Source organism: Micromonospora sp. NPDC048842 (genome assembly GCF_040649935.1).
Lineage (GTDB): Bacteria > Actinomycetota > Actinomycetes > Mycobacteriales > Micromonosporaceae > Micromonospora > Micromonospora hortensis.
Map to the genome: position 1 here is coordinate 1 of NZ_JBEZGK010000018.1, position 20,632 is coordinate 20,632.

General features: G+C 72.3%; 21 protein-coding genes and 1 pseudogene. 12 read left to right on the plus strand and 10 right to left on the minus strand.

The window, feature by feature from the left end; genetic code table 11:
• The coding region (locus AB0C19_RS23175; RefSeq protein WP_357188526.1) for an endo-1,4-beta-xylanase at positions 1–643 on the plus strand (643 nt) is incomplete at its 5' end.
• A gap of 98 nt (positions 644–741) precedes the next feature.
• Here the strand turns inward: AB0C19_RS23175 and AB0C19_RS23180 are convergent.
• The 3 genes from AB0C19_RS23180 to AB0C19_RS23190 all read right to left on the minus strand — a co-directional run bounded on the left by AB0C19_RS23180 (position 742) and on the right by AB0C19_RS23190 (position 4,899).
• A complete protein-coding gene (locus AB0C19_RS23180; RefSeq protein WP_357188528.1) occupies positions 742–3,609 on the minus strand; it encodes a glycosyl hydrolase in 2,868 nt (955 codons plus the stop codon).
• Positions 3,610–3,764: 155 nt separating this feature from the next.
• The gene (locus AB0C19_RS23185) at positions 3,765–4,163 is read right to left on the minus strand and encodes a hypothetical protein (RefSeq protein WP_357188530.1); all 399 of its coding nucleotides are present in this window, start codon (positions 4,161–4,163) and stop codon (positions 3,765–3,767) included.
• A gap of 40 nt (positions 4,164–4,203) precedes the next feature.
• Positions 4,204–4,899 carry a DUF1223 domain-containing protein gene (locus tag AB0C19_RS23190; protein ID WP_357188532.1) on the minus strand — a complete coding sequence of 232 codons (696 nt, stop codon included), beginning with the start codon at positions 4,897–4,899 and terminating at the stop codon, positions 4,204–4,206.
• A 92-nt stretch (positions 4,900–4,991) separates the two neighbouring features.
• Here AB0C19_RS23190 and AB0C19_RS23195 point away from each other — a divergent pair, with 92 nt between their 5' ends.
• A complete protein-coding gene (locus AB0C19_RS23195; protein WP_357188534.1) occupies positions 4,992–5,357 on the plus strand; it encodes a GNAT family N-acetyltransferase in 366 nt (121 codons plus the stop codon).
• A gap of 22 nt (positions 5,358–5,379) precedes the next feature.
• On the opposite strand, the gene AB0C19_RS23200 is transcribed toward AB0C19_RS23195, so the two are convergent.
• Complete coding sequence (locus AB0C19_RS23200; RefSeq protein WP_357188536.1) at positions 5,380–5,970, minus strand: TetR/AcrR family transcriptional regulator; 591 nt, start codon at positions 5,968–5,970, stop codon at positions 5,380–5,382.
• Between the two features lie 146 nt (positions 5,971–6,116).
• On the opposite strand from AB0C19_RS23200, the gene AB0C19_RS23205 reads away from it, so the two are divergent.
• Entirely contained in the window at positions 6,117–6,833 is a 717-nt protein-coding gene (locus AB0C19_RS23205) for an isocitrate lyase/phosphoenolpyruvate mutase family protein (protein ID WP_357188538.1), read from the plus strand.
• A 138-nt stretch (positions 6,834–6,971) separates the two neighbouring features.
• Here the strand turns inward: AB0C19_RS23205 and AB0C19_RS23210 are convergent, their stop codons facing one another.
• The 6 genes and pseudogenes from AB0C19_RS23210 to AB0C19_RS23235 all read right to left on the minus strand — a co-directional run bounded on the left by AB0C19_RS23210 (position 6,972) and on the right by AB0C19_RS23235 (position 11,965).
• Positions 6,972–7,133, minus strand: a complete 162-nt coding sequence (locus AB0C19_RS23210; RefSeq protein ID WP_357188540.1) for an SDR family oxidoreductase — start codon at positions 7,131–7,133, stop codon at positions 6,972–6,974.
• Positions 7,130–7,654 (minus strand): SDR family NAD(P)-dependent oxidoreductase, encoded by a 525-nt coding sequence (locus AB0C19_RS23215; RefSeq protein ID WP_357188542.1) that lies wholly within the window; start codon positions 7,652–7,654, stop codon positions 7,130–7,132. Before AB0C19_RS23215 ends, AB0C19_RS23210 begins: the two co-directional genes overlap by 4 nt.
• A gap of 117 nt (positions 7,655–7,771) precedes the next feature.
• Positions 7,772–8,152 (minus strand): annotated as a pseudogene (locus AB0C19_RS23220) (hypothetical protein); the annotation flags it as partial.
• Positions 8,153–9,275: 1,123 nt separating this feature from the next.
• Positions 9,276–10,625 carry an NAD(P)/FAD-dependent oxidoreductase gene (locus AB0C19_RS23225; protein WP_266302602.1) on the minus strand — a complete coding sequence of 450 codons (1,350 nt, stop codon included), beginning with the start codon at positions 10,623–10,625 and terminating at the stop codon, positions 9,276–9,278.
• Between the two features lies 1 nt (position 10,626).
• On the minus strand, positions 10,627–11,037 hold the full coding sequence (locus AB0C19_RS23230) for a TcmI family type II polyketide cyclase (RefSeq protein ID WP_266302601.1): 411 nt from the start codon (positions 11,035–11,037) through the stop codon (positions 10,627–10,629).
• 130 nt (positions 11,038–11,167) lie between these two features.
• Positions 11,168–11,965: a BTAD domain-containing putative transcriptional regulator gene (locus AB0C19_RS23235; RefSeq protein ID WP_238685783.1), complete on the minus strand. Its 798-nt coding sequence runs from the start codon at positions 11,963–11,965 to the stop codon at positions 11,168–11,170.
• 425 nt (positions 11,966–12,390) lie between these two features.
• Here AB0C19_RS23235 and AB0C19_RS23240 point away from each other — a divergent pair, with 425 nt between their 5' ends.
• The 9 genes from AB0C19_RS23240 to AB0C19_RS23280 all read left to right on the plus strand — a co-directional run bounded on the left by AB0C19_RS23240 (position 12,391) and on the right by AB0C19_RS23280 (position 20,578).
• On the plus strand, positions 12,391–12,729 hold the full coding sequence (locus AB0C19_RS23240) for a TcmI family type II polyketide cyclase (protein ID WP_238685782.1): 339 nt from the start codon (positions 12,391–12,393) through the stop codon (positions 12,727–12,729).
• A complete protein-coding gene (locus AB0C19_RS23245) occupies positions 12,726–14,474 on the plus strand; it encodes an acetyl-CoA carboxylase carboxyltransferase subunit alpha (RefSeq protein ID WP_357188545.1) in 1,749 nt (582 codons plus the stop codon). The genes AB0C19_RS23240 and AB0C19_RS23245 overlap by 4 nt, the downstream gene beginning before the upstream one ends.
• On the plus strand, positions 14,471–14,998 hold the full coding sequence (gene accB / locus AB0C19_RS23250) for an acetyl-CoA carboxylase biotin carboxyl carrier protein (RefSeq protein WP_357188548.1): 528 nt from the start codon (positions 14,471–14,473) through the stop codon (positions 14,996–14,998). The genes AB0C19_RS23245 and accB overlap by 4 nt, the downstream gene beginning before the upstream one ends.
• A gap of 19 nt (positions 14,999–15,017) precedes the next feature.
• Positions 15,018–16,448, plus strand: coding sequence for an acetyl-CoA carboxylase biotin carboxylase subunit (locus AB0C19_RS23255; protein WP_357188550.1), 1,431 nt, complete (start codon positions 15,018–15,020; stop codon positions 16,446–16,448).
• Positions 16,445–17,200, plus strand: coding sequence for an SRPBCC family protein (locus AB0C19_RS23260; protein WP_357188552.1), 756 nt, complete (start codon positions 16,445–16,447; stop codon positions 17,198–17,200). Before AB0C19_RS23255 ends, AB0C19_RS23260 begins: the two co-directional genes overlap by 4 nt.
• Positions 17,193–17,597, plus strand: coding sequence for a cupin domain-containing protein (locus AB0C19_RS23265; protein ID WP_196922953.1), 405 nt, complete (start codon positions 17,193–17,195; stop codon positions 17,595–17,597). Before AB0C19_RS23260 ends, AB0C19_RS23265 begins: the two co-directional genes overlap by 8 nt.
• A 115-nt stretch (positions 17,598–17,712) precedes the next feature.
• A complete protein-coding gene (locus tag AB0C19_RS23270; protein WP_357188554.1) occupies positions 17,713–18,987 on the plus strand; it encodes a beta-ketoacyl-[acyl-carrier-protein] synthase family protein in 1,275 nt (424 codons plus the stop codon).
• Positions 18,984–20,258 carry a beta-ketoacyl synthase N-terminal-like domain-containing protein gene (locus tag AB0C19_RS23275; protein WP_357188556.1) on the plus strand — a complete coding sequence of 425 codons (1,275 nt, stop codon included), beginning with the start codon at positions 18,984–18,986 and terminating at the stop codon, positions 20,256–20,258. The genes AB0C19_RS23270 and AB0C19_RS23275 overlap by 4 nt, the downstream gene beginning before the upstream one ends.
• The gene (locus tag AB0C19_RS23280) at positions 20,255–20,578 is read left to right on the plus strand and encodes an antibiotic biosynthesis monooxygenase family protein (protein WP_357188558.1); all 324 of its coding nucleotides are present in this window, start codon (positions 20,255–20,257) and stop codon (positions 20,576–20,578) included. Before AB0C19_RS23275 ends, AB0C19_RS23280 begins: the two co-directional genes overlap by 4 nt.
• Positions 20,579–20,632 lie beyond the last annotated feature (54 nt).

The following is a 20,632-nucleotide window of genomic DNA, read 5'->3' on the forward strand; positions in this document are numbered from 1 at the left end:
CTACCAGGCCAACCTGCAGCGGTTCGCCGATCTCGGTGTTGATGTGCAGATCACCGAGCTGGACGTGATGACCGGTGGCAACCAGGCCAACATCTACGGCGCGGTCACCCGCGCCTGCATGAACGTCTCGCGCTGCACCGGCATCACCGTGTGGGGCGTACGGGACTGCGACTCGTGGCGTGGCTCCGACAACGCTCTGTTGTTCGACTGCAACGGCAACAAGAAGGCCGCGTACACGAACGTCCTGAACGCCCTCAACGCCGGCCCCGCCATCCCGACGGACCCGCCGACCGACCCGCCGACGGATCCCCCGACCGACCCGCCGACGGATCCCCCGACGGACCCGCCGACGGTTGGTTGTTCGGCATCGGTGTCACTGAACTCGTGGACCGGTGGATTCGTGGCCTCCGTGAAGGTGACCGCCGGCTCCGCCGGCACGAGCGGGTGGAACGTCGGCTTCACGCTCCCGAGTGGTGCCAGCGTCACAAACACCTGGAGCGCGACGGCCAGTGGCTCCACCGGCACTGTGCGGTTCGCCAACGTGAACTACAACGGTCGGCTCGGCGCGGGGCAGGTCACCGAGTTCGGCTTCCAGGGCACCGGCAGCGCCTCCGGCGTGACGCCCACCTGCACCGCCTCCTGATCACCCGATGACCGACTGAACGACGAACGTCGGCCGGTGCGGAGGACCCGTCGTGGTCCTCCGCACCGGCCGACGTCATGTCGCGCCGTGCCTGTCGATCAGGAGTACGGGAGCCGCAGCACCGACTGGTTGCCGATGCCCACCGTTGTCGGGTTGTTGCCGATCGCCGACCAGACCTCCACCCGGACCGTGCCGTTGCTCAGCGCTCCCAGCGTGCCGGTGGCCGAGGACAGGCCGGCGCTCTGGGTGTAGTGCTCGTAGCCGGTGACCGGGTCGGTGGCGAAGTAGCGCAGCGTCTCCACCCGGTCCCAACTGCCGTTGCCGGTGAGGTCGTAGGAGATCCGCACCTGCACGCCGTTGCCGACCGCCGTCCCGGCGTCCACGAACAGGTCGAACGCCGTCTGCCCGCCGGCGTAGGCGAGATTGAGGCCGGTCGCCGTGAAGACCTGGGCGTTGGTGGGCGTACCGTCGTGGTTGCCGTTCGCCGCCGTGACAGTCGTCGTGGCCGCGCTACCGGCGGCGCCCAACCCGCCCCCGGGCAGCAGGTACCGCGTCGGGGTGCTCGGGGTCGTCGGCGGGTCGGTCGTCGGCGGGGGGTCCGTCGGCGTGGTCGGGGGGACTCCGCCGGCCGCGTTGCCACCACTCCAGGTGTACGCCCCGGTGGTGGCCGTCTTGCCGGCTCCCACGGTGAGCGTGGTGCCGTTGGAGAACGTCACGGTGATCGGCGTCGCCGTCGGGTTCGACGCCACGTAGGTGCGGGCCCCGTTGCGCGAGAAGACCGCCGACAGTGGATGGTTGCCGGTCACCGTCGTGTCGACGTTACCGAGGGCGGCGAGGTTGCGGATCCAGTGGAACGTGTGCGCCCGGCTCTCGCCCTCCTCCGGGGTGTAGCCCGGGTTGGCGCGGAGGTTCGCCAGCGCCGCGTCGGGGTCGCCGAGGGCCTGGAACTGCCAGAGGATGTCCTGCCACACCGTCGGTTGTCCGCCGTTGTTGCGGACGAGTTCGGCGTAGTTCGTCCGCACGTACGCCGGGTTGTTGCCCAGGTAGAGGTGACCGCCGGTGACCGGCAGCAGGTTGATGCCCTGGATCATCTCCGGCTCGCCGCTGAACCAGGTGGCGTACGCGCCGCCGTCACCCCAGACCATGCCGACCGTCGAGTGCCCGAAGGCGGCGGGGAAGTTCTGGTCGCTGACGTCGAACCAGTACTCCTGGATGGCGGCGGCCTGGGTGGTGTAAAGGAAGACACCGGCGTCACGGATGGCGGTGTTACCGGTCGTCTGCCCCCACTGGATGAGGGCGCTCGCGAAGTTCATCCCCTCCGACGAGGACTCCTGGTTGTTGCCGGAGCCGAAGGAGCCGTGCCCGGACGCCCAGTCGTGCCCGGCGTAGATGTCGAAGTCCCGCAGGTACGGGAACTGGCTGTCGCCGCGGCGGTAGTTGTTGGCGTCGCGGATCAGCAGGTCGACCATGCCGCCGTAGCGGCTGGTGGCCGCCCAGGCCGGGTCGAACTTCGCCAGCGTCGCCGCGGCGGCGATGTAGTAGCCGTAGTGGAAGTGGTGGTCGTTGAGCTCCTGGTCCGACCCGTACGACGCCGGGTAGCCGATGAGCGTGCCCCAGTTGTTGTCGTAGTAGAAGACCCGGCTGGTCTTGCCGCTGGACGCGGTGAACCAGTCGGTGAGCGTGCTGCGGATGGCGTTCAGCGCGCTGTCGCGGGTCGTGGTGTCGTTGACCTGGTCGGCGATCTCGGCGATCCGCGCGGCCCGGCCGAGCCCCTTGCCGGTCCAGTAGGTGTCGTTGCCGCGTTGGTCCATCGGGTTGGCGCGGGTGGCGGCCAGGTGCCCGGTGAGCGTCGACAGGTCACCACCGCTGCCGTCGCCGACCGCAGGCAGCTCCGGCAGGATGCCCTGGAACTTCATCGCGGTGCGGAACTGGTTGACTCCCGTGAGCACCTTCATCCGGCCGCGCGCCGACGGGTAGGTCGGCGTGATCGCCGTGGACCCGCTCAGCGACTTCCACTGGTGCGGGTAGAGGCTGACCACTGTCTGCGTGGCGGTGCCCTCCCGGGCGGTGGTGGTGAACGCGTACGTGGTGGTCAGGCCGCTGGTCGCGGGGTTGTAGGCGTACGAGACCTGGGTGCCGGTCACGTGGGCGTGCGCGTACTGACCGTAGGTCGCGGCCAGCGCGGCGCGCTCCGTCGCGCTGGAGGTGGGCGGCAGCAGGGCGACCGAGAAGTAGCCGCGGCCGGCCAGGGTGGACGAGATCCGGCCGGACGCGACGGTCCAGCTGGCGCCGCTGGGCGCGAACCCGACGTAGTCGTGGCCGTTCACCCGGAAGCCGATGGTGGCGCCGCTGTTGGACCAGACGTCGGGGGTGCCGGCGGTGCTGATCTGCGCGTTCCCGCCGGTGGTCTGGAAGTACGCGAAGGGCAGACCGTGGCCGATGGTCGCGCGCATGGTGCGCGTGCCGTCGCTCCAGTGCGGGCTGACCGTCCAGTCCGTCCAGCCGTCGACCTTCACCAGGGGTGCGGCGAGCCCGGCCACACCGACCCGGATGTCCTGCACGTACGGGTAGTGGAACTCACCGACACCGGTGGCGGTGCCGCTGATGGCGGGCGTGGAGTTGGCGGAGAAGCCGAGCCCGTCGCCGAAGGTGTCGTACGAGATCGGGTGGGCGTGCAGTGGCTCACTGAACGAGCAGTCGGTGCGCTTCCACAGCAGCGAGGACCACCAGTCGTTGGTGGGGATCGGCCCGGCGGGCGCGTTGGCGGTGGCGAACTGCCGGGGGTTGCTGGACATCGCGCCGCAGCCACTGGGGAGCGGGCCGACCGGGGTGGTGGTGTAGCTGCCGGCGCCGACGGGTGCGGCTTCGGCCGCGCGGGTGACGGGGATGGCGAGGCCGCCGACGACCAGGGCCAGCGCTGTGGCGGCGGCCAGGGCCCATCGGCGGTGGGGGACGGGAGGTTTCATCGTGCCTCCATCGCGCGCCGGGTGCGGCCCTTGCCGGGTCCAGCGCTTTGCGTCTGAATTGGGGGGAAGGTCAGGTGAGAGAGCGCTCTCTCGGCCACGGTAGTGGAGTACCGAGATCCCCGTCAATGTGTCCAACCCGTTGCGTGCTGATGTCGCTATTTGCCGGCACCCGCACGGTCGCCCAGCGGTTCGCCTTCACTGTCGTTCGACAGCGCGTCCGGCACGCGCATCCGCCACGCGTCGGTCACCAGCTCGGTCAACCGGTCCAGGTCGACCGCCGCCAGACGCAGCAACACCAGAGGCAGGCCGTCGTAACCGGGCGCGGTGAAGAAGACCTCGGGTTCCCCGAGCAGGAGAGCCTGCTTCTCGGCCTCGTCGCCGACGAACAGCACCGCGATGTCGAGCCGGATCACCCGAGGCTTGCCCGGTGTCCGCTCGGGATAGGACCAGACGAAGCCCTTGTCGGCCACCCGGAAGTCGAAGCCGTCACTGGCGATCTCCACAGTGTGCGGCAGGGCCAGCGCCACTCGGCGTACGTCGTCCGCGTCAGCCACCGAACCGCCTCGCACCCCGCACCATCCGCATGGGCTGAGATTACGCGGTGGACAGCTCGATGGCCGTGGCGCCGACGATCGCCCGTTCGCCGTTCTCCTGGACATAGCCGACCACGCTGGCGCTCCGCGGATCGAGACCAGGCGGTGTCGCCAGCTCCACCTGCCCGCGCTCGGCGTCCAGGCTCACCGACCTGAAGGCGCGTACGACGTTGTCCTGCCGCAGCGTCCGCCCGGCGTTCTCCCCCCGGGCGATGTCGCTGGTCAGCTCCCGTTCCACGACCGCCACGTGCAACACCGCGCGCTCCGGCGGCTGTTCGGTCCGGTAGTCCACCATCACCCGGTCATTGCCCAGGTTGGCGATGGAGAGCGCCAGTGGTGTGGCGGCGGTCGAGGCCACGGCGGACATGATCGCGGCGGCCGCGCGGCGGCGATCGGAACCGACGAACTCGACGGTGCCGTTGACGACCATCTGCGGCGTGTACAGACCACGGGTGCCGAGCGCGCGGGCGTAGGCCTCCTGCCGCGCGGTGTACGCCGCGTCCGCGAACTGGTCGGGCCAGCCCAGGTCGTCCCAGTAGTCGACGTGGAACCCGAGGGCGAAGACGTTCTGGCCCCGGTCCCGGGCGTCGCGCTCGATCTCGCTCAGCAACTCCTCAGCGGGAGGGCAACTGTTGCAGCCCTGGGACGTGAACATCTCGACGACGGCGAAGCCGCCGTCCGTCGATGGATTCGTCATGGTGGCGTGTCTCCTCCCACGGTCTGCCCGGCGGTGTCGCGTTCCCGGTGCCCGGCCGCGTTGCGTTTCCCGTTTCGGCCGAGACAATGCGCGTGGGGTCGCGAGCCCTGCCGGTCCGCAGCGAGCGCCGCCGGGTCGGGTGGTTGGATGGTCGGGTGCAGTTCACAGTGACAGACGCGCCGGCGCGGGAGCGTTTCGAGGCGCGCGACGAGGCGGGCGCGGTCGTCGGGTTCGTCACCTATCAGCTCACCGGCTCGATCATCGCCTACACCCACACCGAGGTCGATCCGGCGTACGAGGGCAAGGGCGTCGGGTCGACGCTGGCGCGGGCCGTGCTGGACGACGCCCGGGGCAAGGGCCGGACCGTCGTGCCGATCTGCCCGTTCATCGCCGACTGGCTGGTCAAGCACCCGGAGTACGAGAGCATCGTGGTCCGGTCCACCCGCAAGATCAAATAGCCGCGCTCCCGGCCGGCTGGTGTCAGGCGTCCGGTAGGAGCTTGGCGGCGAGGGTGCGGGCCGTGGCGGTCAGGGTGTCGATGTCCAGCCCCGTCCGCCCCATGAACACCAGGCCCTGCTGTGCGGCGAGCAGCGCGCGCGCCGTCTCGACCGGGTCGACGTCGCGCGGCAGGTCGCCCTCGTCCTGGGCCCGCCCGACGCTCTCGGTGACCAGGGCGGTCGTCGCCTCGTAGGTGCGCCGCGCCTCGGCGAGGACGTCGGGGTCGCTGGTGGCGAGTTCGTACGTGCTGTTGGCCATCAGGCAGCCGCGCCGGGCGGCAGCACCGCCCGGGTCGTTCACCGGCGCCATGACGAACGCGCGCAGCGCGTCCAGGGCGCGGGGAGCGGCGCTGAGCATCTCGCGCAGGTAGCCGCCGCTGGTGTCGGTGTATTCCCGCAGCGCCCGCAGGAACAGTCGGTGTTTGTCGCCGAAGGCGCCGTAGAGGCTGCCCTTGCCCAGCCCGCTGACGCGCACCAGGTCCTCCAGTGAGGTGGCCGCGTAGCCGGCGTCCCAGAACTGGTCTCGGACGGCGCGGATCACCTGCTCCTCGTCGAACTGCCGTGGCCTGGCCATCCGACCAGCGTAGCAATTATTGACCATGTGGTCCACCATGCGGGCGGTGGACCGATCCGCGTGCATCACCGGCGCCGTGCTTGACTCCAACGGCGGACACACCGCCCGAGCCCCGCCCTCCGCAGCCCTGTCGGGAGACCACAACGATGACAGCCTCCACCTTCCGTGCTCTGCACCACGACCGCGCCGCCGGCGACCCGCTCGTCCTGCCCGGCCCCTGGGACGCGGCCAGCGCCCGGGTGCTGGCCGACGCCGGTTACCCGGCGCTCGCGACCCCGAGCGCGGGTGTCGCCGCCTCGCTCGGCTACGAGGACGGCGCGACCCCGCCGGACGAGATGTTCGCGGCGATCGCGCGTATCGTCCGCGCCGTGTCCGTTCCGGTGTCGGCCGACGTCGAGGGCGGTTACGGCCTCGCCCCCCGCGAGCTGGTCGGACGGCTGTTGGAGGCCGGTGCCGTCGGCTGCAACCTGGAGGACTCGGAGCGGAACGCCACCCTCAAGGACCCCCGGCGGCACGCCGACTGGCTGGCCGAGGTGCGCGCGGAGGCGGGCGACGCGCTCGTCATCAACGCGCGCGTCGACACCTTCCTTGTCGGAACGGGTGACCCGGCCGACGCGGTGGAACGCGCCCGCCTCTACGTGGCCGCCGGCGCCGACTGCGTCTACCCGATCCTGGCGCCGCCGCAGGTGCTCCCGCAGCTGCGGGCGGGCATCTCCGGACCGATCAACATGGCCGCCGGACCGGACCGGGAGTCAGTGGCCGAGCTGGGCCGGCAGGGTGCCACACGCATCACCTTCGGTCCAGGAATGCAGCGGTACGCGATGGCGTCGATCGGCGACCTGGCGGCCGAGCTGCGCGCCTGAGGGCGGGGCCGATCACCGGTGATCGACCCGGCTTCCTGAAAGTCGGGGTGTTCCAGTCGGGCGGTTGGCGCGGTTTCCTGAAAGCCGAGTGGATCTTCGTGGCGGACGTGGTCGCTCTGTGGCTGACCGAACGTGGCGCTAGACGACGGGAAGTTCGCCGCCGTCGACCGTCAGGCTTACTCCGGTGACCCACTGAGCCCGGTCCGACACGAGGTAGGCGACGGCTTCGGCGATGTCGCGCGGGTCCCCGGGACGACCCAGAGGGATGCCCGCTGTGGTGGCGGCGAGCGCGACGTTCATCGCGTCGGCGAAGTTCTGCGGATCGCGTCGGCACCCGGGGTGAGGACGTTGCCGGGAATGATCGTGGCGACCCGGATTCCGGCGGGCGCGAGCTCGGAAGCGAGCGCTTTGCCGTAGGTGTTGAGGGCGGCCTTGGCGGCCCTGTAATGAGCCAGTGGCGGCGCCGGCGTGAGGGCCGCTCCCGATGAGATGTTGACGATCGCGCCGCCCGCTCCGGCCTCGCGCAGCGCCGGCAGCAGCGCGTTGTTGACCCGCACGGCGGACAGATAGTTGAGGTCGAGGGCGTCGATCCATTCCTCATCGGGGATGGACGCCACACCCCCGAGGTGAGCGCGTGCCGCCGCCGCGTTGTTGACCACGATGTCGACGCCGCCGAGTTCGTCGAGCGCTGCCGCGGCGAATGCCTGCACACCTGCGAGCGTGCCGATGTCGCCCCGAATGAAGGTGGCGGCCTTCGGCGTCTCGTCGGAGGGGTTACGCGCCGTGGTGACCGAGGTGTTCGGCGGGCTGATCGTCACCATGCAGCGCGGACTCGAGTCGACCACCCGGGCGGTGGGCGTCGGAAATTTCGGCAGCTACGGCCGAGCCCCCGGCGAACCGTCGCGATGGACGGCTGCCGGGGGCTCGAATGCAGGCGGTCAGACCTGGTTGCCGCTCGGCAGCACCGCGGCCATCTCGTCGCCGGCGCCGGCGAGCACGCGTGCCTGCTGCGGCCAACTGGCCAGCCCAGGTGCGGCGCGCAGGCCGGCGGCCCGGATCAGGTCGCGCAGCGCCGGCTCGTCCAACTCGCCGAGCTGGCCGTACGTGCGCACGCCCGCGTCCTGCAACGCGGCCGCCATCTTCGGCCCGATCCCCTGGATCCGGCGGAAGTCGTCGGCCGGGCCCGTCGGGTCGGCGTCGACGCCGTTGATCGTCGTGTCGGCGGCCGAACGAACCGGAGGGGTCGCGGCGGCGGTCGGGCGGACCGGAGGCCCGGCCACCGCCGACCGCTCGTCGACCGCAGCGGCCACCGCAGGCTCGGAGTTCACCGAGTCGGCCTGCACCGGCTCGACGTTCACGGAATCGGCCTGCACCGGCGCGGCATCGGACGGTCCTGCGGTCGCCAACGCCTCTGCCGGCGTGGCGTCGACCGCCGTGGCCTTTGTCTCCACGTCGTCGGCCGAGCCGACGGAGGCCGGCACATCGTCGGCCGGCGTCGAGTCGATCGGCGTGGTGTCGACGGGCGCGGTCTCGACCGGCGCGTCGTCGGCGGGGGTGGTGTCGGCCGGGGTGGCCGCTACCGGCGCAGCGTCGATCGCCGCATCGTCGGCCGGCGTCGTGTCCAGCGGTGCCGCGTCGGCCGGCGGGAGATCATCCGCGGGCTGGCGGGGGGCGACCACGGCCGCCGGGGCGGGCTGGTCGTCGACAGTGACCGGCTCGGGGGTCGAGTCCACGCCCGGCTCCTGCCGCAGCTCAGCGGCGTCGGACTGCTCGGTGGCCGGCACCGGCGGCGGGTTCTCGGTCAGCGCCATGTCCGCCGGGTCGACGGCGCTCGGGGCGTCCGCCGGCACGGGCACCGGGGTGGGACCGTCCGGTTCGGTCAGCGCGGCGGGCGCGCTGACCGTGTCGACCGGCACCGGCTCGTCGGCGACCGCGGTGGGTGCCGGGTCGACGGCGGCCGCGGGCCGGGCCTCGTCGGTGGTGGCAGCCGGCGTGGGCGTGGTGATCACGGCCAGGCCGGCGACGGGGTCACCATCCACAATCGAATTGCCCTGTACGCCCCGTCGGCCGCGCAGCAGCCACCCGGCGGCCAAGCCCAGCAACAGTGCCAGTACCACTATCAGCGAGTGTCCGAAAGACCACGCCACGGCGAACCTCCCTCTCAGGTCGTTGGAAAAGTCACGAGAAAAACTCGCCGCAGCTTCGCACACGCGTATTGCCGACGACAGGCAGGATCGGCCGTCAGCGTTGCGGGTGGGACAGCCACCTCAGCCGGTGCCTGCCGGGTGACACAGCGTCGCCCGATCACCCGAAAAACCCGACCCGACGAGACCGGGTCGGGCATGGAGCGGGCAAGGCATGGATTGGTCGGGCAGAGCTCTCCGGAACGATGAGACCCGGGCCCGGCGCTGGACGCCGAGCCCGGGTCGGGCGATGCGGGGTTCAGTCCCGGTCGCCCTCGTAGGTGTGGAAGTCGTCGACGAATCGGCGACGGAGCCGTGGCACCCGGCTGGTCACTCCGAAGTAGCCGCGCGCGCCGAGCAGCGCGAGCCGACCCACCACCGGCCGGTACATCCGGTCGTCGCCGCTGGTGCCGCTGCGGTTCAGCGATTCGGCGACCCGGGCGAAGCCGTACGGCGCCATCACGGCCTCGTAGTCGGCGACCGCCTGGAGCAGCGTCTTTTCGCCGGCGGTGGCGCGGCTGAGCTGCGCGCAGAGCAGGCGGGCGTCGCGCAGCGCGGTGTTCGCGCCCACGCCCCGACCCGGGGTCATGGTGTGGATGGCGTCGCCGAGCATGGTGACGGTGCTGCTCTTCCAGGGCGGCACCGGCTCGGACGTGGACACTTTGATCGGTAGGGCGCTGGCCGGGTCCGCGTGGGCGAGCAGTTCCCGTAGGTGCGGGTGCCAGTTCGCGGTGAGGTCGAGGGCGACCTGCACCAGGTCCTCACCGCGGCGTTCCATGATGTCGGTCGGGAACCGGTCGGCCGCACTCCAGATGATCAGGTTGATGTTGTCGGTGGTGGTGTCGTGGGCCAGGCCGGGCCAGTCCCGGAGCACTGCGGCGTCGGGCTCGCTGACGCCCGGCTTGATCGCGCGTTCGGCGTCCCACTTGAACTCCATGACGTGCAGCACGCCCATCATGCCGCCGACGCCGAAGATCAGCGAGATGCCCTGCTGGACCCGCTCCGGAATGAGACCGCTGGTGTGCGGGGTCAGCGGGATCCGGGTGGCGATGTTGATCGTCCCGGCGTCGCGGGTGACGGCGTGCGGCAGGTACTGGCGGCGTACGGCGGAATGGGTGCCGTCGGCCGCCACCAGCAGGTCGCCGGTGGCGCTGGTGCCGTCGGCGAAGTGGGCGGTGACAGTGCCGTCGTCGCGCTGCTCGTACCGGGTGAAGGTCTTGTCGAAGTGCACCACGTCCTCCAGGCCGGTCAGCAGCACCTGGCGCAGCACCATCCGGGCCACCGAGTGTTCGGTGCGTACCGGGTCGGCGCTCGGCCGCAGCGCGAACGACGCGGTCTGACGGAGCCCCTGGGTGACGACGTTGAAGTAGTGCGGCGGCCGGGCGCAGGTGGCCAGGAAGGTGGCGAACAGCTCCGGAGGCAGACACTCCCGCAGCGCCCTGCTACCGGTGGGGCCGATGCCGACCCGGTAGCCGAGCAGCCCCTCGGTGCGGTCGCGGTGCCGCTCGTAGACGGCGACGCTGATCCCGGCCCGGCGCAGGCCGTGCGCCAGGCACAGCCCGCCCGTGCCCGCGCCGATGATCAGGACGTGCGGCGGCGCGGCGGACATGTCAGCCGGCCGGGTGCGCGGCGGGCGCCTCGGTGACGGCCGGGCGTGGCGCGGGTGCGTCGGTGCCGGCCGGGCGGGCCGTGGGCGCCTCGACGGCGTCCCACCGGTAGAAGCAGCCGGCGATCGCGTCCCGGGGGGAACGCCAGGTCGGCAGGTACGGCGACGTGTGCGCGGAGAGCCGCTCGTTGACCTGTCGGAAGAGCGGGTGGTTGCGGGCCGCCGCGAGCGCGTCCGGGTCGACGTCGTCCGAGGTCTCCAGCAGGTGTACGCACAGGTCGTGCAGGCAGTACAGGGATCGGTGCATGACGCCGGTCAGGCCGGGCAGGTCGGTGGCGTCGGACTCGGCGAAGATCTGCGCGACCCGCCCCTCCGCTCCCGGGATGATCCGGCTGACGATCAGTAGACGACTCATGGGACCCCTTCCGCCGGTGGCCTGTCCGACCCCGCGGGGGCCGGTGCCACGTGCTCTGTGCGCCCACCGTGCCGCAGGGCCTGTCACATCACCGTCACGTACGCCGACCGGGCGGTGACGGGCGTCGCCGTCACGTACGCCGAACGGCGGGCGACGGGCGGTCGGTGAGGGCCTCGCGGCTGGCCTGGCGGATCGGGGCGAGGGTGTCGTCGAGCAGGGCGCTCATGGCGGGGCTCGGCTCCAACCGCAGTTCCCGGCGCAACAGGTCGCGGTAGACGTAGAAGGCGTGCACGGCTTCGAAGGCGTTGCCCTCGGCCAGGTGTATGCGGACGACCAGCCGGTGTGGTGTCTCGCGTAACGGCTCGGCGGCCATCGCCTCCAACGCGGCTTCGAGGGCCTCGCCGTGCCGTCCCGCGGCCAGGTGGTGCCCCGCCACCTGTTCCAGCATGTGCAGGCGGAGTTGGCGCAGGCGTTCCCGGTCCAGCAGCACCCAGTCGTCGTACCAGCCGGGCAGGAGGTCGTGCCGCCCGGCGGCGAGCGCCCCGGCGGCGGTGCGTGGGTCGTCGCCGTCCCGGACCCGGGCCGCGGTGCCGACCAGGTCGTCCACGTCGAGCCGAACCGCCGGGCCGAGGCGTACGGTGTCGCTGGCCACTGTCATCGGGCAGCAAGGGTCCTGTCGCAGCCGCCACAGGGCGGTACGCAGGGAGGACAGCGCCCGTTCCTCTGACGCGTCGGGCCATAGCAGCCCGGCGAGCTGGCTGCGGGTGGCGCCGGGGCGGAGCCCGATCAGCGCGATCACCCGTTGCAGGCCGCGTGGCACCACCACCGGCACCGCCTCGCGGAGGAGTCGAAAACCTCCGAGCAGGTGCAGTGAGACGCCCTCCTCGGGCGGGTCTCCGGCGGTCGGCACGGACGGATCAGCGGCCACGGCGGCACCCCCTGCGGAACGCTCGTCCCGACTGTCTGCTGTGTCCCGGATCGGTTGCCCTCGACGCCACTGTCGACCCCGCCGATCGCGGCGTGGCCGGGCGCGGCCCCGCCCGCCGAGGCCGCCGGGCTGACCACGCTGAAGATTATCAATAATGGTCACGTTGCGTCAACGCCAGCGTGGACCTTCTATTAGCGACAGTCAACCCGAGATCGGTTCTGAACTGCATAAACATTAGTGCGTGGAACGCGCCGGGCACATAGCTGATGCACAGGTTGCGTCAACGCAGCGTCACCACCGCCCGTCGCTGGCCGACCCGGCACGGTGACGCCGCCGTGACGAGGATCGGCGCATCGTGTCGGCAGTCGTCCAGCGCGTCCGGGGGCCACCCGTCGCCGGCCGGACGCTGTGGGGGGAGGCCCAGTATGGACCGATCGCTGATCGTCGCGAAGGTCGATCCGACCGCCGAGGAGCGGGTCGCCGAGATCTTCGCCGAGTCGGACGCTACGGAGCTGCCGCGCCTGGTCGGTGTCCGACACCGCTCGCTGTACCGACTGCACGACCTCTACGTGCACCTTCTCGAGACCGCGCAGCCGGCGGAGGGCGCTGTGGAGGCCGCTCGTGACCACCCCGAGTTCATCCGGGTCAGCGACCGCCTACGCCCGTACGTGTCGCCGTACCTGTCGACCTGGCGCTCGCCGCGCGACGCCATGGCGCGGTGCTTCTACCGATTCGACGCCCCGGACGCCGGGCGGCGGTCGTGACGGCCACCGCGCCGCGCGAAGAGCAGCTCTGGTCCCGCTGCGCCGGCTGCGCCAGCCTGCTGTACCGCAAACGGCTGCGCCGCAACCTCGACGTCTGCCCGGAGTGCGGCGAACATGCCCGACTCGGCGCGCCGGAACGCCTGCGCCAACTGGTCGACCCGGGTTCCCTGCGCCTGCTGCCCGACCGGCTGCCGGAGGCGGACCCGCTCGACTTCGTCGACGTGCTGCCGTACCCACACCGGCTCACCGGCGCACGGGCCAGCACCGGTCTTGCCGAGGGGGTCGTCTGCGCCACGGCCACCATCGGTGGGCACCCGGTGGCCCTGGCGGTGATGGACTTCCGTTTCCTCGGTGGCAGCCTGGGCTGCGCGGTGGGCGAGCTGATCACCCGGGCGGCCGAACGGGCGCTGGACGACCGCACGCCGCTCGTCCTGATCACCGCCTCCGGCGGGGCGCGGATGCAGGAGGGCGCGCTGTCGTTGATGCAGATGGCGACCGTCAGTCAGGCCATCGCCGCGTTGCGCGAGGCGGGGTTGCTCACCGTGAGCGTCCTCACCGACCCGACCTACGGCGGGGTGGCCGCCTCGTTCGCCACCAACACCGATCTGGTGCTCGCCGAGAGTGGCGCGCGGATGGGCTTCGCCGGCCCCCGGGTGATCCGCCAGATCACCGGGCGGGCCCTGCCGGAGGGCTTCCAGACCGCCGACTTCCTGCTCCGACACGGGCAGGTCGACATGGTGGTGCAACGGCGGTCGCTGCGCGGACGGCTGACGGCGCTGCTCGCCGCGACCCGCGCCGGCCGTCCGGCGCGTCCGCCCGTACCCCGGCAGGAGCCGGCCTCGCACCGCGAGCGCCTCGCCGACGACGGCGCGGTCCTGGCGCGGCCGACGGACGCGGCGGCCGAGGGAGACGCCGGTACCCCGGCGATACGCGACGCGTGGGACACCGTCCGGATGGCGCGGCATCCGGGGCGACCCACCACACTGGACTACCTGGACTCGGTCTTCGACGGGTTCGTGGAGCTGCACGGCGATCGGCTCGGCGCGGACTGCCCGGCCATCGTGGGTGGGGTGGCCCGGTTGGCCGGCCGGTACGTCATGGTCATCGGTCACCAGAAGGGCCACACCACCGCCGAGTTGGTCGCCCGCAACTTCGGCATGGCCAGCCCGGCCGGGCACCGTAAGGCGCTGCGGCTCATGCGCCTCGCGGCCCGCCTCGGCCTGCCAGTGGTCACCCTGGTGGACACCCCCGGCGCCGACCCGGGGGTGAGCGCCGAGGAGCAGGGCCAGGCGGCGGCCATCGCCGAGAACATCCTCACCCTCACCGTGCTGCCCACCCCAGTGCTCGCGGTGATCACCGGCGAGGGCGGCAGCGGCGGCGCGTTGGCGCTGGCGGTGGCCGACCGGGTGCTGATGCTGGAGAACGCCGTCTACTCGGTGATCAGCCCCGAGGGGTGTGCGGCGATCCTCTGGCCAGACCGGTCCGCGGCCCCGCAGGCGGCTCGCGCGTTGCGACTGACAGCGCCCGACCTGCGCCGGCTCGGGGTGGTCGACGAGGTCGTGTCGGAGCCGTCGAGTGCCGCGCACGACGACCCGGCGGACACCGCCCACCGCCTACGTGCGGCCCTGCTGGCCAACCTCCTGCCGCTGCTGGACGTGCCACCGGCCATGCTGGTCCGCCTGCGCCGGCAACGCTTCCGACGGTTCGGCGCGAACCGCGTCGGCGCCCGGGCGGGCCTGCGATGACCGCCGGCGACCGGGCGCTGTCGACAGTCGACGCGTCCGACGACGTGGGGGTGGACGGCGAGGCGGCGCTGGCCGGACTGCGCCGCCAGGCGCAACACCTGATCGCCGAGCTGGCCGGGCCGGTGCGCCGGATCCGGCTGCGCAGCGGGGCGGCGGTGCTGGAGGTCGAGTGGCACCCCGAGGACGCGACCCGACCGGACGTACCAAAGCCCCGGGCCGAGGCGGCACCGGCGGCCGAGCCGGCGTCCGGCACACCACCTGCGGTCCGGCCGCCGGTGCCCGGGCGGGCCGCGGTGCGGGCACCGATCGTCGGCACCTTCTACCGGGCGCCGGAGCCCGGCGCGCGGCCGTTCGTCGCGGTGGGCGACCTGGTCCGCCCCGGCCAGCCGGTGGCCATCGTCGAGGCGATGAAGCTGATGAACGAGGTGACCGCCGACCGGGCCGGCCGGGTGGCCGCGATCCTCGTCGAGGACGGCCAGCCAGTCGAATACGACCAGCCGCTCGTCGAACTGGACCCGGCATGACGGCGCGGGGTGGTTGACCATGTTCGAGACCGTGCTGATCGCCAACCGGGGCGAGATCGCGCTGCGGGTGCTGCGTGCCTGCAAGGAGCTCGGCGTGCGAACGGCGGTGGTCTACTCCGCCGCCGACGCCGACTCGGCGGCGGTCCGCCTCGCCGACCAGGCCGTCCGGATCGGACCGGCGTCGAGTCGGCGCAGCTACCTCAACGCCGCCGCCATCGTGGAGGCGGCCCGGCAGGTGGGGGCGCAGGCCGTGCACCCCGGCTACGGCTTCCTCTCCGAGGACGCCGACTTCGCCGAGATCTGCGCCGACAACGGGCTGACGTTCATCGGCCCGCCACCGGCGGTGATGGCCGCACTGGCCGACAAGTCCTCGGCCCGGGCACTGATGAGCCGCGCCGGCCTGCCGCTGTCGCCGGGCAGTGTCGCGCCGGTGCCGACCGCCGCAGCGGCGGCCGAGGTGGCCGACACCGTCGGCTACCCGGTGATCGTGAAGGCCGCCGCCGGGGGCGGGGGCCGGGGGATGACAGTGGTGCACACACCGGGCGAGCTGCGCCGTGCGTACACCCGGACCCGGGCCGCCGCGCAGGCCGCCTTCGGCGACGACCGGGTGTACGTCGAGCGCTACCTCACCGAGGCGCGGCACGTCGAGGTGCAGGTGCTCTGCGACGCCCACGGCAACGGGGTGCACCTGGGCACCCGGGACTGCTCGGTGCAGCGCCGGCACCAGAAACTCGTCGAGGAAGCGCCCGCCCCGGCGCTGGCCGCCGCCGTTCTCGACACCATCGCCGAGACCGCCCTGCGGGGTGCGCTCCAGGTCGGCTTCGTCGGTGCCGGCACGCTGGAGTTCCTGGTCGACGCCGAGGAGAAGTTCCACTTCCTGGAGATCAACTGCCGGATCCAGGTCGAGCATCCGGTCACCGAGATGGTCACCGGCATCGACCTGGTGCACGAGCAACTCCACATCGCCGCCGGGGTACCGCTGCGGTGGCGGCAGGAGGAGATCCGCCTGCACGGCGTCGCTGTGGAGTGTCGGGTCAACACCGAGGACCCCGAGCGCGACTTCGCCCCCACCCCCGGCCGGTTGGTGCGATTCACCCCACCCGGCGGCCCGTTCACCAGGGTGGACACCCACGCCAGCGCCGGTTACCTGGTCGGCCCCTGGTACGACTCGCTGCTCGCCAAGGTGATCGTGTGGGCGCCCGACCGGGAGTTGGCCCTCAACCGGCTGGAACGTGCCCTGGACGAGTTCGACGTCGCCGGTCCTGGCGTGCACACCACCATCCCGTTCGTCCGGCGGGTCCTCGACGACGCCGCATTCCGCAAGGGCCGCTACACCACCGGCCTGGTCGACCGCCTGCTCGCCGCGCCCGCGCCGGGGCCGACGGTCACTCCCGCACCTCGCACCGCGCCCGCCGCAGATCCCGACGCAACCCACAGGAGGACCCGATGACCGTCACCCATGGTCGCCCGATGACCGCCGAGATCACCGACATCCTGGTGGCGCACTGCGGGCTGGACGCCGACGCCGCGGCCCGGGCGCCCGCCGCGTCGCTCGAGGAGCTGGGCATGGACTCGCTCGCCCTGCTGGAACTCTCGGCGGTCGTCGCCGACCGCTGGCAGGTGGCCATCCCCGAGCAGGCCGGACAGTTGAGCATCCCGGCGGTGGCCGACCTTGTCGCCCGCCGCGCCGACCCGCCCGGGCACACCGAGAACGGCGTGGTCATCGACGCGCCGCTGGGACTTGTCTGGGAGGTCACCAACGACGTGGCGAACTGGACCGAGCTGTTCACCGAGTACGCGGTGGTGGAGATCCTGCACCGCGAGGGGCACACGGTGCGGTTCCGCCTCACCATGTACCCCGACGAGAACGGGGTGTCCTGGAGCTGGGTCAGCGAGCGCACCGCCGACCCGGTGAGCAGGCAGGTCCGGGCGCACCGGGTGGAGACCGGGCCGTTCGAGTACATGCGCATCCACTGGCGCTACACCGAGGAGGCCGGTGGGACCCGGATGACCTGGACGCAGGACTTCGCCATGAAGCCGACCGCGCCGGTCGACAACGCCGCGATGACCGAGCGGATCAACACCAACAGCGTGATCCAACTCGCGGTGATCAAGGACCGGGTGGAGCGGATCGCCTGGCAGCGCGCCGACCAGGGCAGCCCGACCGCCAGCGACGCACCGACGGGAGCCGACGATGAGTGACCTGAGCACCCGCCCGATCGCCGCCCGGGACGTACCCGCCGACCGTCGGCGCGGCGGTGAGCTGCGGGTGCTGCTCGGCCCCCGCACCGTCGGCAGCACCTCAGGTTTTCTCGGGGTGGCCACGCTCGAACCGGGGGAGCGGATCGCCGAGCACTACCACCCGTACAGCGAGGAGTTCCTGTACCTGGTCCGGGGCGCGATCACCGTCGACCTGGACGACCAGCCGACGCTGCTGGCCGCCGGTGAGGGGCTGTTCGTACCGGTGAACGTGCGGCACCGGCTGCGCAACACCGGCGTCGAGCCGGCCGAGGTGGTCTTCCACCTGGGCCCGCTCGCCCCCCGGCCCGAACTGGGCCACGTCGACACCGAGCTTGTCGAACAGCGGGGCACGTCGTGAGCGCGAGGAGTGAGCCGGGTTTGCGAGCCCCGCAGTCGCGAACCGTCGGTGGCAGCGTGAGCGCGAGGAGTGAGCCGGGTTTGCGAGCCCCGCAGTCGCGAACAGAGGTGACGCGATGACCGGGCGCCGCACGGTGGTGACCGGGATCGGGGTGGTCGCCCCGGGCGGCGCCAGCCGGGACCGCTTCTGGAAGACCATCACCGAGGGGCGGACCGCCACCCGCCGGATCAGTTTCTTCGACCCGTCGGCGTTCCGGTCGCAGATCGCTGCGGAGTGCGACTTCGATCCGGTCGCGGCGGGGCTGAGCGAGGCCGAGCGACGCCGGGCCGACCGGTACGTGCAGTTCGCGCTGGCCTGTTCCGCCGAGGCGGTGGCCGACGCCCAGTTGGTGCTCACGGACGCGGAACGGGACCGGGCCGGGGTGGTGCTGGGCACGGCGGTGGGCGGCACGATGGCGTTGGAGCAGGAGTACGTCACGGTGAGCGAGCACGGTCGACGGTGGCTGGTGGACGGGACGCGCGGTGGCCCGTACCTCTATCAGGCGCTGGTGCCCAGCAGCCTCGCGGCGGACGTGGCCTGCCGGCACGGGCTGCACGGCCCGGCGCAGGTGGTCTCCACCGGCTGCACCTCCGGCATCGACGCGATCGGGTACGCCCATCAGATGATCGTGGACGGTGAGGCGGACGTGATGCTGGCCGGTGCGTCCGACTCGCCGATCTCGCCGGTCACTGTCGCCTCGTTCGACGCGATCAAGGCGACCAGCCCGGACAACGACGACCCGGCCCACGCCTCCCGCCCGTTCGACGCCGACCGGCACGGGTTCGTGCTGGCCGAGGGCGGGGCGGTGCTGGTGCTGGAGGAGGCCGGACACGCCCGGCGACGGGGAGCGCACATCTACTGCGAGGTGGCCGGGTACGCCAGCCGCAGCAACGGCTTCCACATGACCGGGTTGCGGCCGGACGGACTGGAGATGGGCCTCGCCGTCACCGACGCGCTACGGCAGGGCAGGATCCTGCCCGAGCAGGTCTCCTACATCAGCGCGCACGGCTCGGGCACCCGGCAGAACGACCGGCACGAGACTGCCGCGTTCAAGCGGGCGCTGGGTCAGGCCGCGTACCGGATACCGATCAGCTCGATCAAGTCGATGGTCGGGCACTCGCTCGGCGCGATCGGGTCGATCGAGATGGCCGCGTGTGCCCTCGCCATCGAGTTCGGTGTGGTGCCGCCCACGGCGAACTGGAGCACCCGGGACCCGGAGTGCGACCTGGACTACGTACCCAATGAGGCACGGGAGGTCCCGGTGGACGTGGCCCTGTCGGTGGGCAGCGGGTTCGGCGGTTTCCAGTCGGCGATGGTCTTCCGTCGGATGCTCGGCGCGGTGGCGGCGTGAGCGCCGCCTCGCACGGTGGCGGCACGACGGCCCGGGCGGTGGTGACCGGCATCGGGGTGGTCGCACCCAGCGGCATCGGCGCGGACGCGCACTGGCGCACGGTCCTCGCCGGCACCCGCCGGACCGGGCCGATCACATTGTTCGACCCGGCCGGCTATCCGACCCGCTTCGGTGGGGAGGTGCCCGGCTTCACCGCCGACTCCTACGCCGACAGTCGGCAGTTGGTGCAGACCGACAGGTGGACACACCTCGGCTTCGCCGCCACCCGGCTGGCGCTGGCCGACGCCGGCCTGCCCGACCGGGCCCCCGACCCGTACGGCTACGCGGTGACCCTGGCCAGCTCGTCCGGGGGCAACCTGTTCGGTCAGCGGGAACTGCAACGGCTGTGGGGCGGCACGTCGCGGACGGTCGGGGCGTACCAGTCGATCGCCTGGTTCTACGCGGCCAGCGTCGGGCAGCTCTCCATCCACCACCAGTTCAAGGGCCCGAGCGGGGTGCTGGTCGCGGAGTCGGCCGGTGGGCTGGACAGCCTGGCGCACGCCGCCCGCGCCGTACGCCGGGGCACCCCGGTCGTGATCGCCGGGGCGACCGAATGCCCGTTGAGCCCGTACGCGCTCGCCTGCCAGCTCCGCTCGGGGCTGCTCAGTGACGTCGCCGACCCGGAGCGGGCGTACCGGCCGTTCGACGCCGCGGCCAGCGGCTACCTGCCGGCCGAGGGCGGCGCGGTGTTCGTGGTGGAGGAGCTGGGGCACGCCCTGGCCCGGGGCGCCCGGGTCTACGGCGAGGTGAGCGGCTGGGGCTCCACCCACGACGCCGCGCACACCACGGCGGAGAGCAGCGGCGACCCAGCCCAGTACGCGAGGGCGATGCGGCTGGCCCTGGACCGCGCGGGCGTCGCCGCCGCCGGCATCGACGTGGTGCTGCCCGACGCTCTCGGCGTGCCCCGCTACGACCGCAGCGAGGCCGAGGCGCTGCGGGCCGTGTTCGCCGACCGGCAGCCCCCGGTGACCACGCAGAAACCGCTGACCGGTCGGGCGTACCAGGGCGGCTCGGCGTTGGACGTGGCCACCGCGCTGCTCGCCTTCGCTCACGACACGTTGCCCGCGTCGGCGGGACCGGACGAGGTGGCTGAGGGCTGCGAGTTGGACTTCCTGCGGGAGCACCGCCGACCGCGCAGCCGACTCGCCCTGATCTGCGCGCGGGGTTTCGACGGGTTCAACAGCGCGCTGGTCCTGCGTGGGGCCGCGCCGATGAGGGGAGAGGCGTCATGAGCGACGAACGGGCCCGGGTGGTCTTTCTGGTACGGGTGCCGCTGCCACGCACCGAGCAGTTCCTCGCCGCGTACGAACAGGTGCGGCACCTGGTCGCCGGCGGTGTCCCGGGGCACCTGGTCGACCAGGTGTGCCGGTCGTCGACCGACCCGGAGCAGTGGTTGATCACCAGTGAGTGGGCGAGCCTGGCCGACTTCGAAGACTGGGAACGCAGCCCGGAGCACCGGGAGTTGGTGCGCCCGATGCGGGAGTGCTTCACCGACGCCCGTTCGCTGCGCTTCCACATCCACGCCCAAACCCCAGCCTCAGCCCCAGCCTGACGCCCCCGCCCCCCGCCCCGCGCCGCCCTGCCCCCGCCCCCCGCCCCCGCGCCC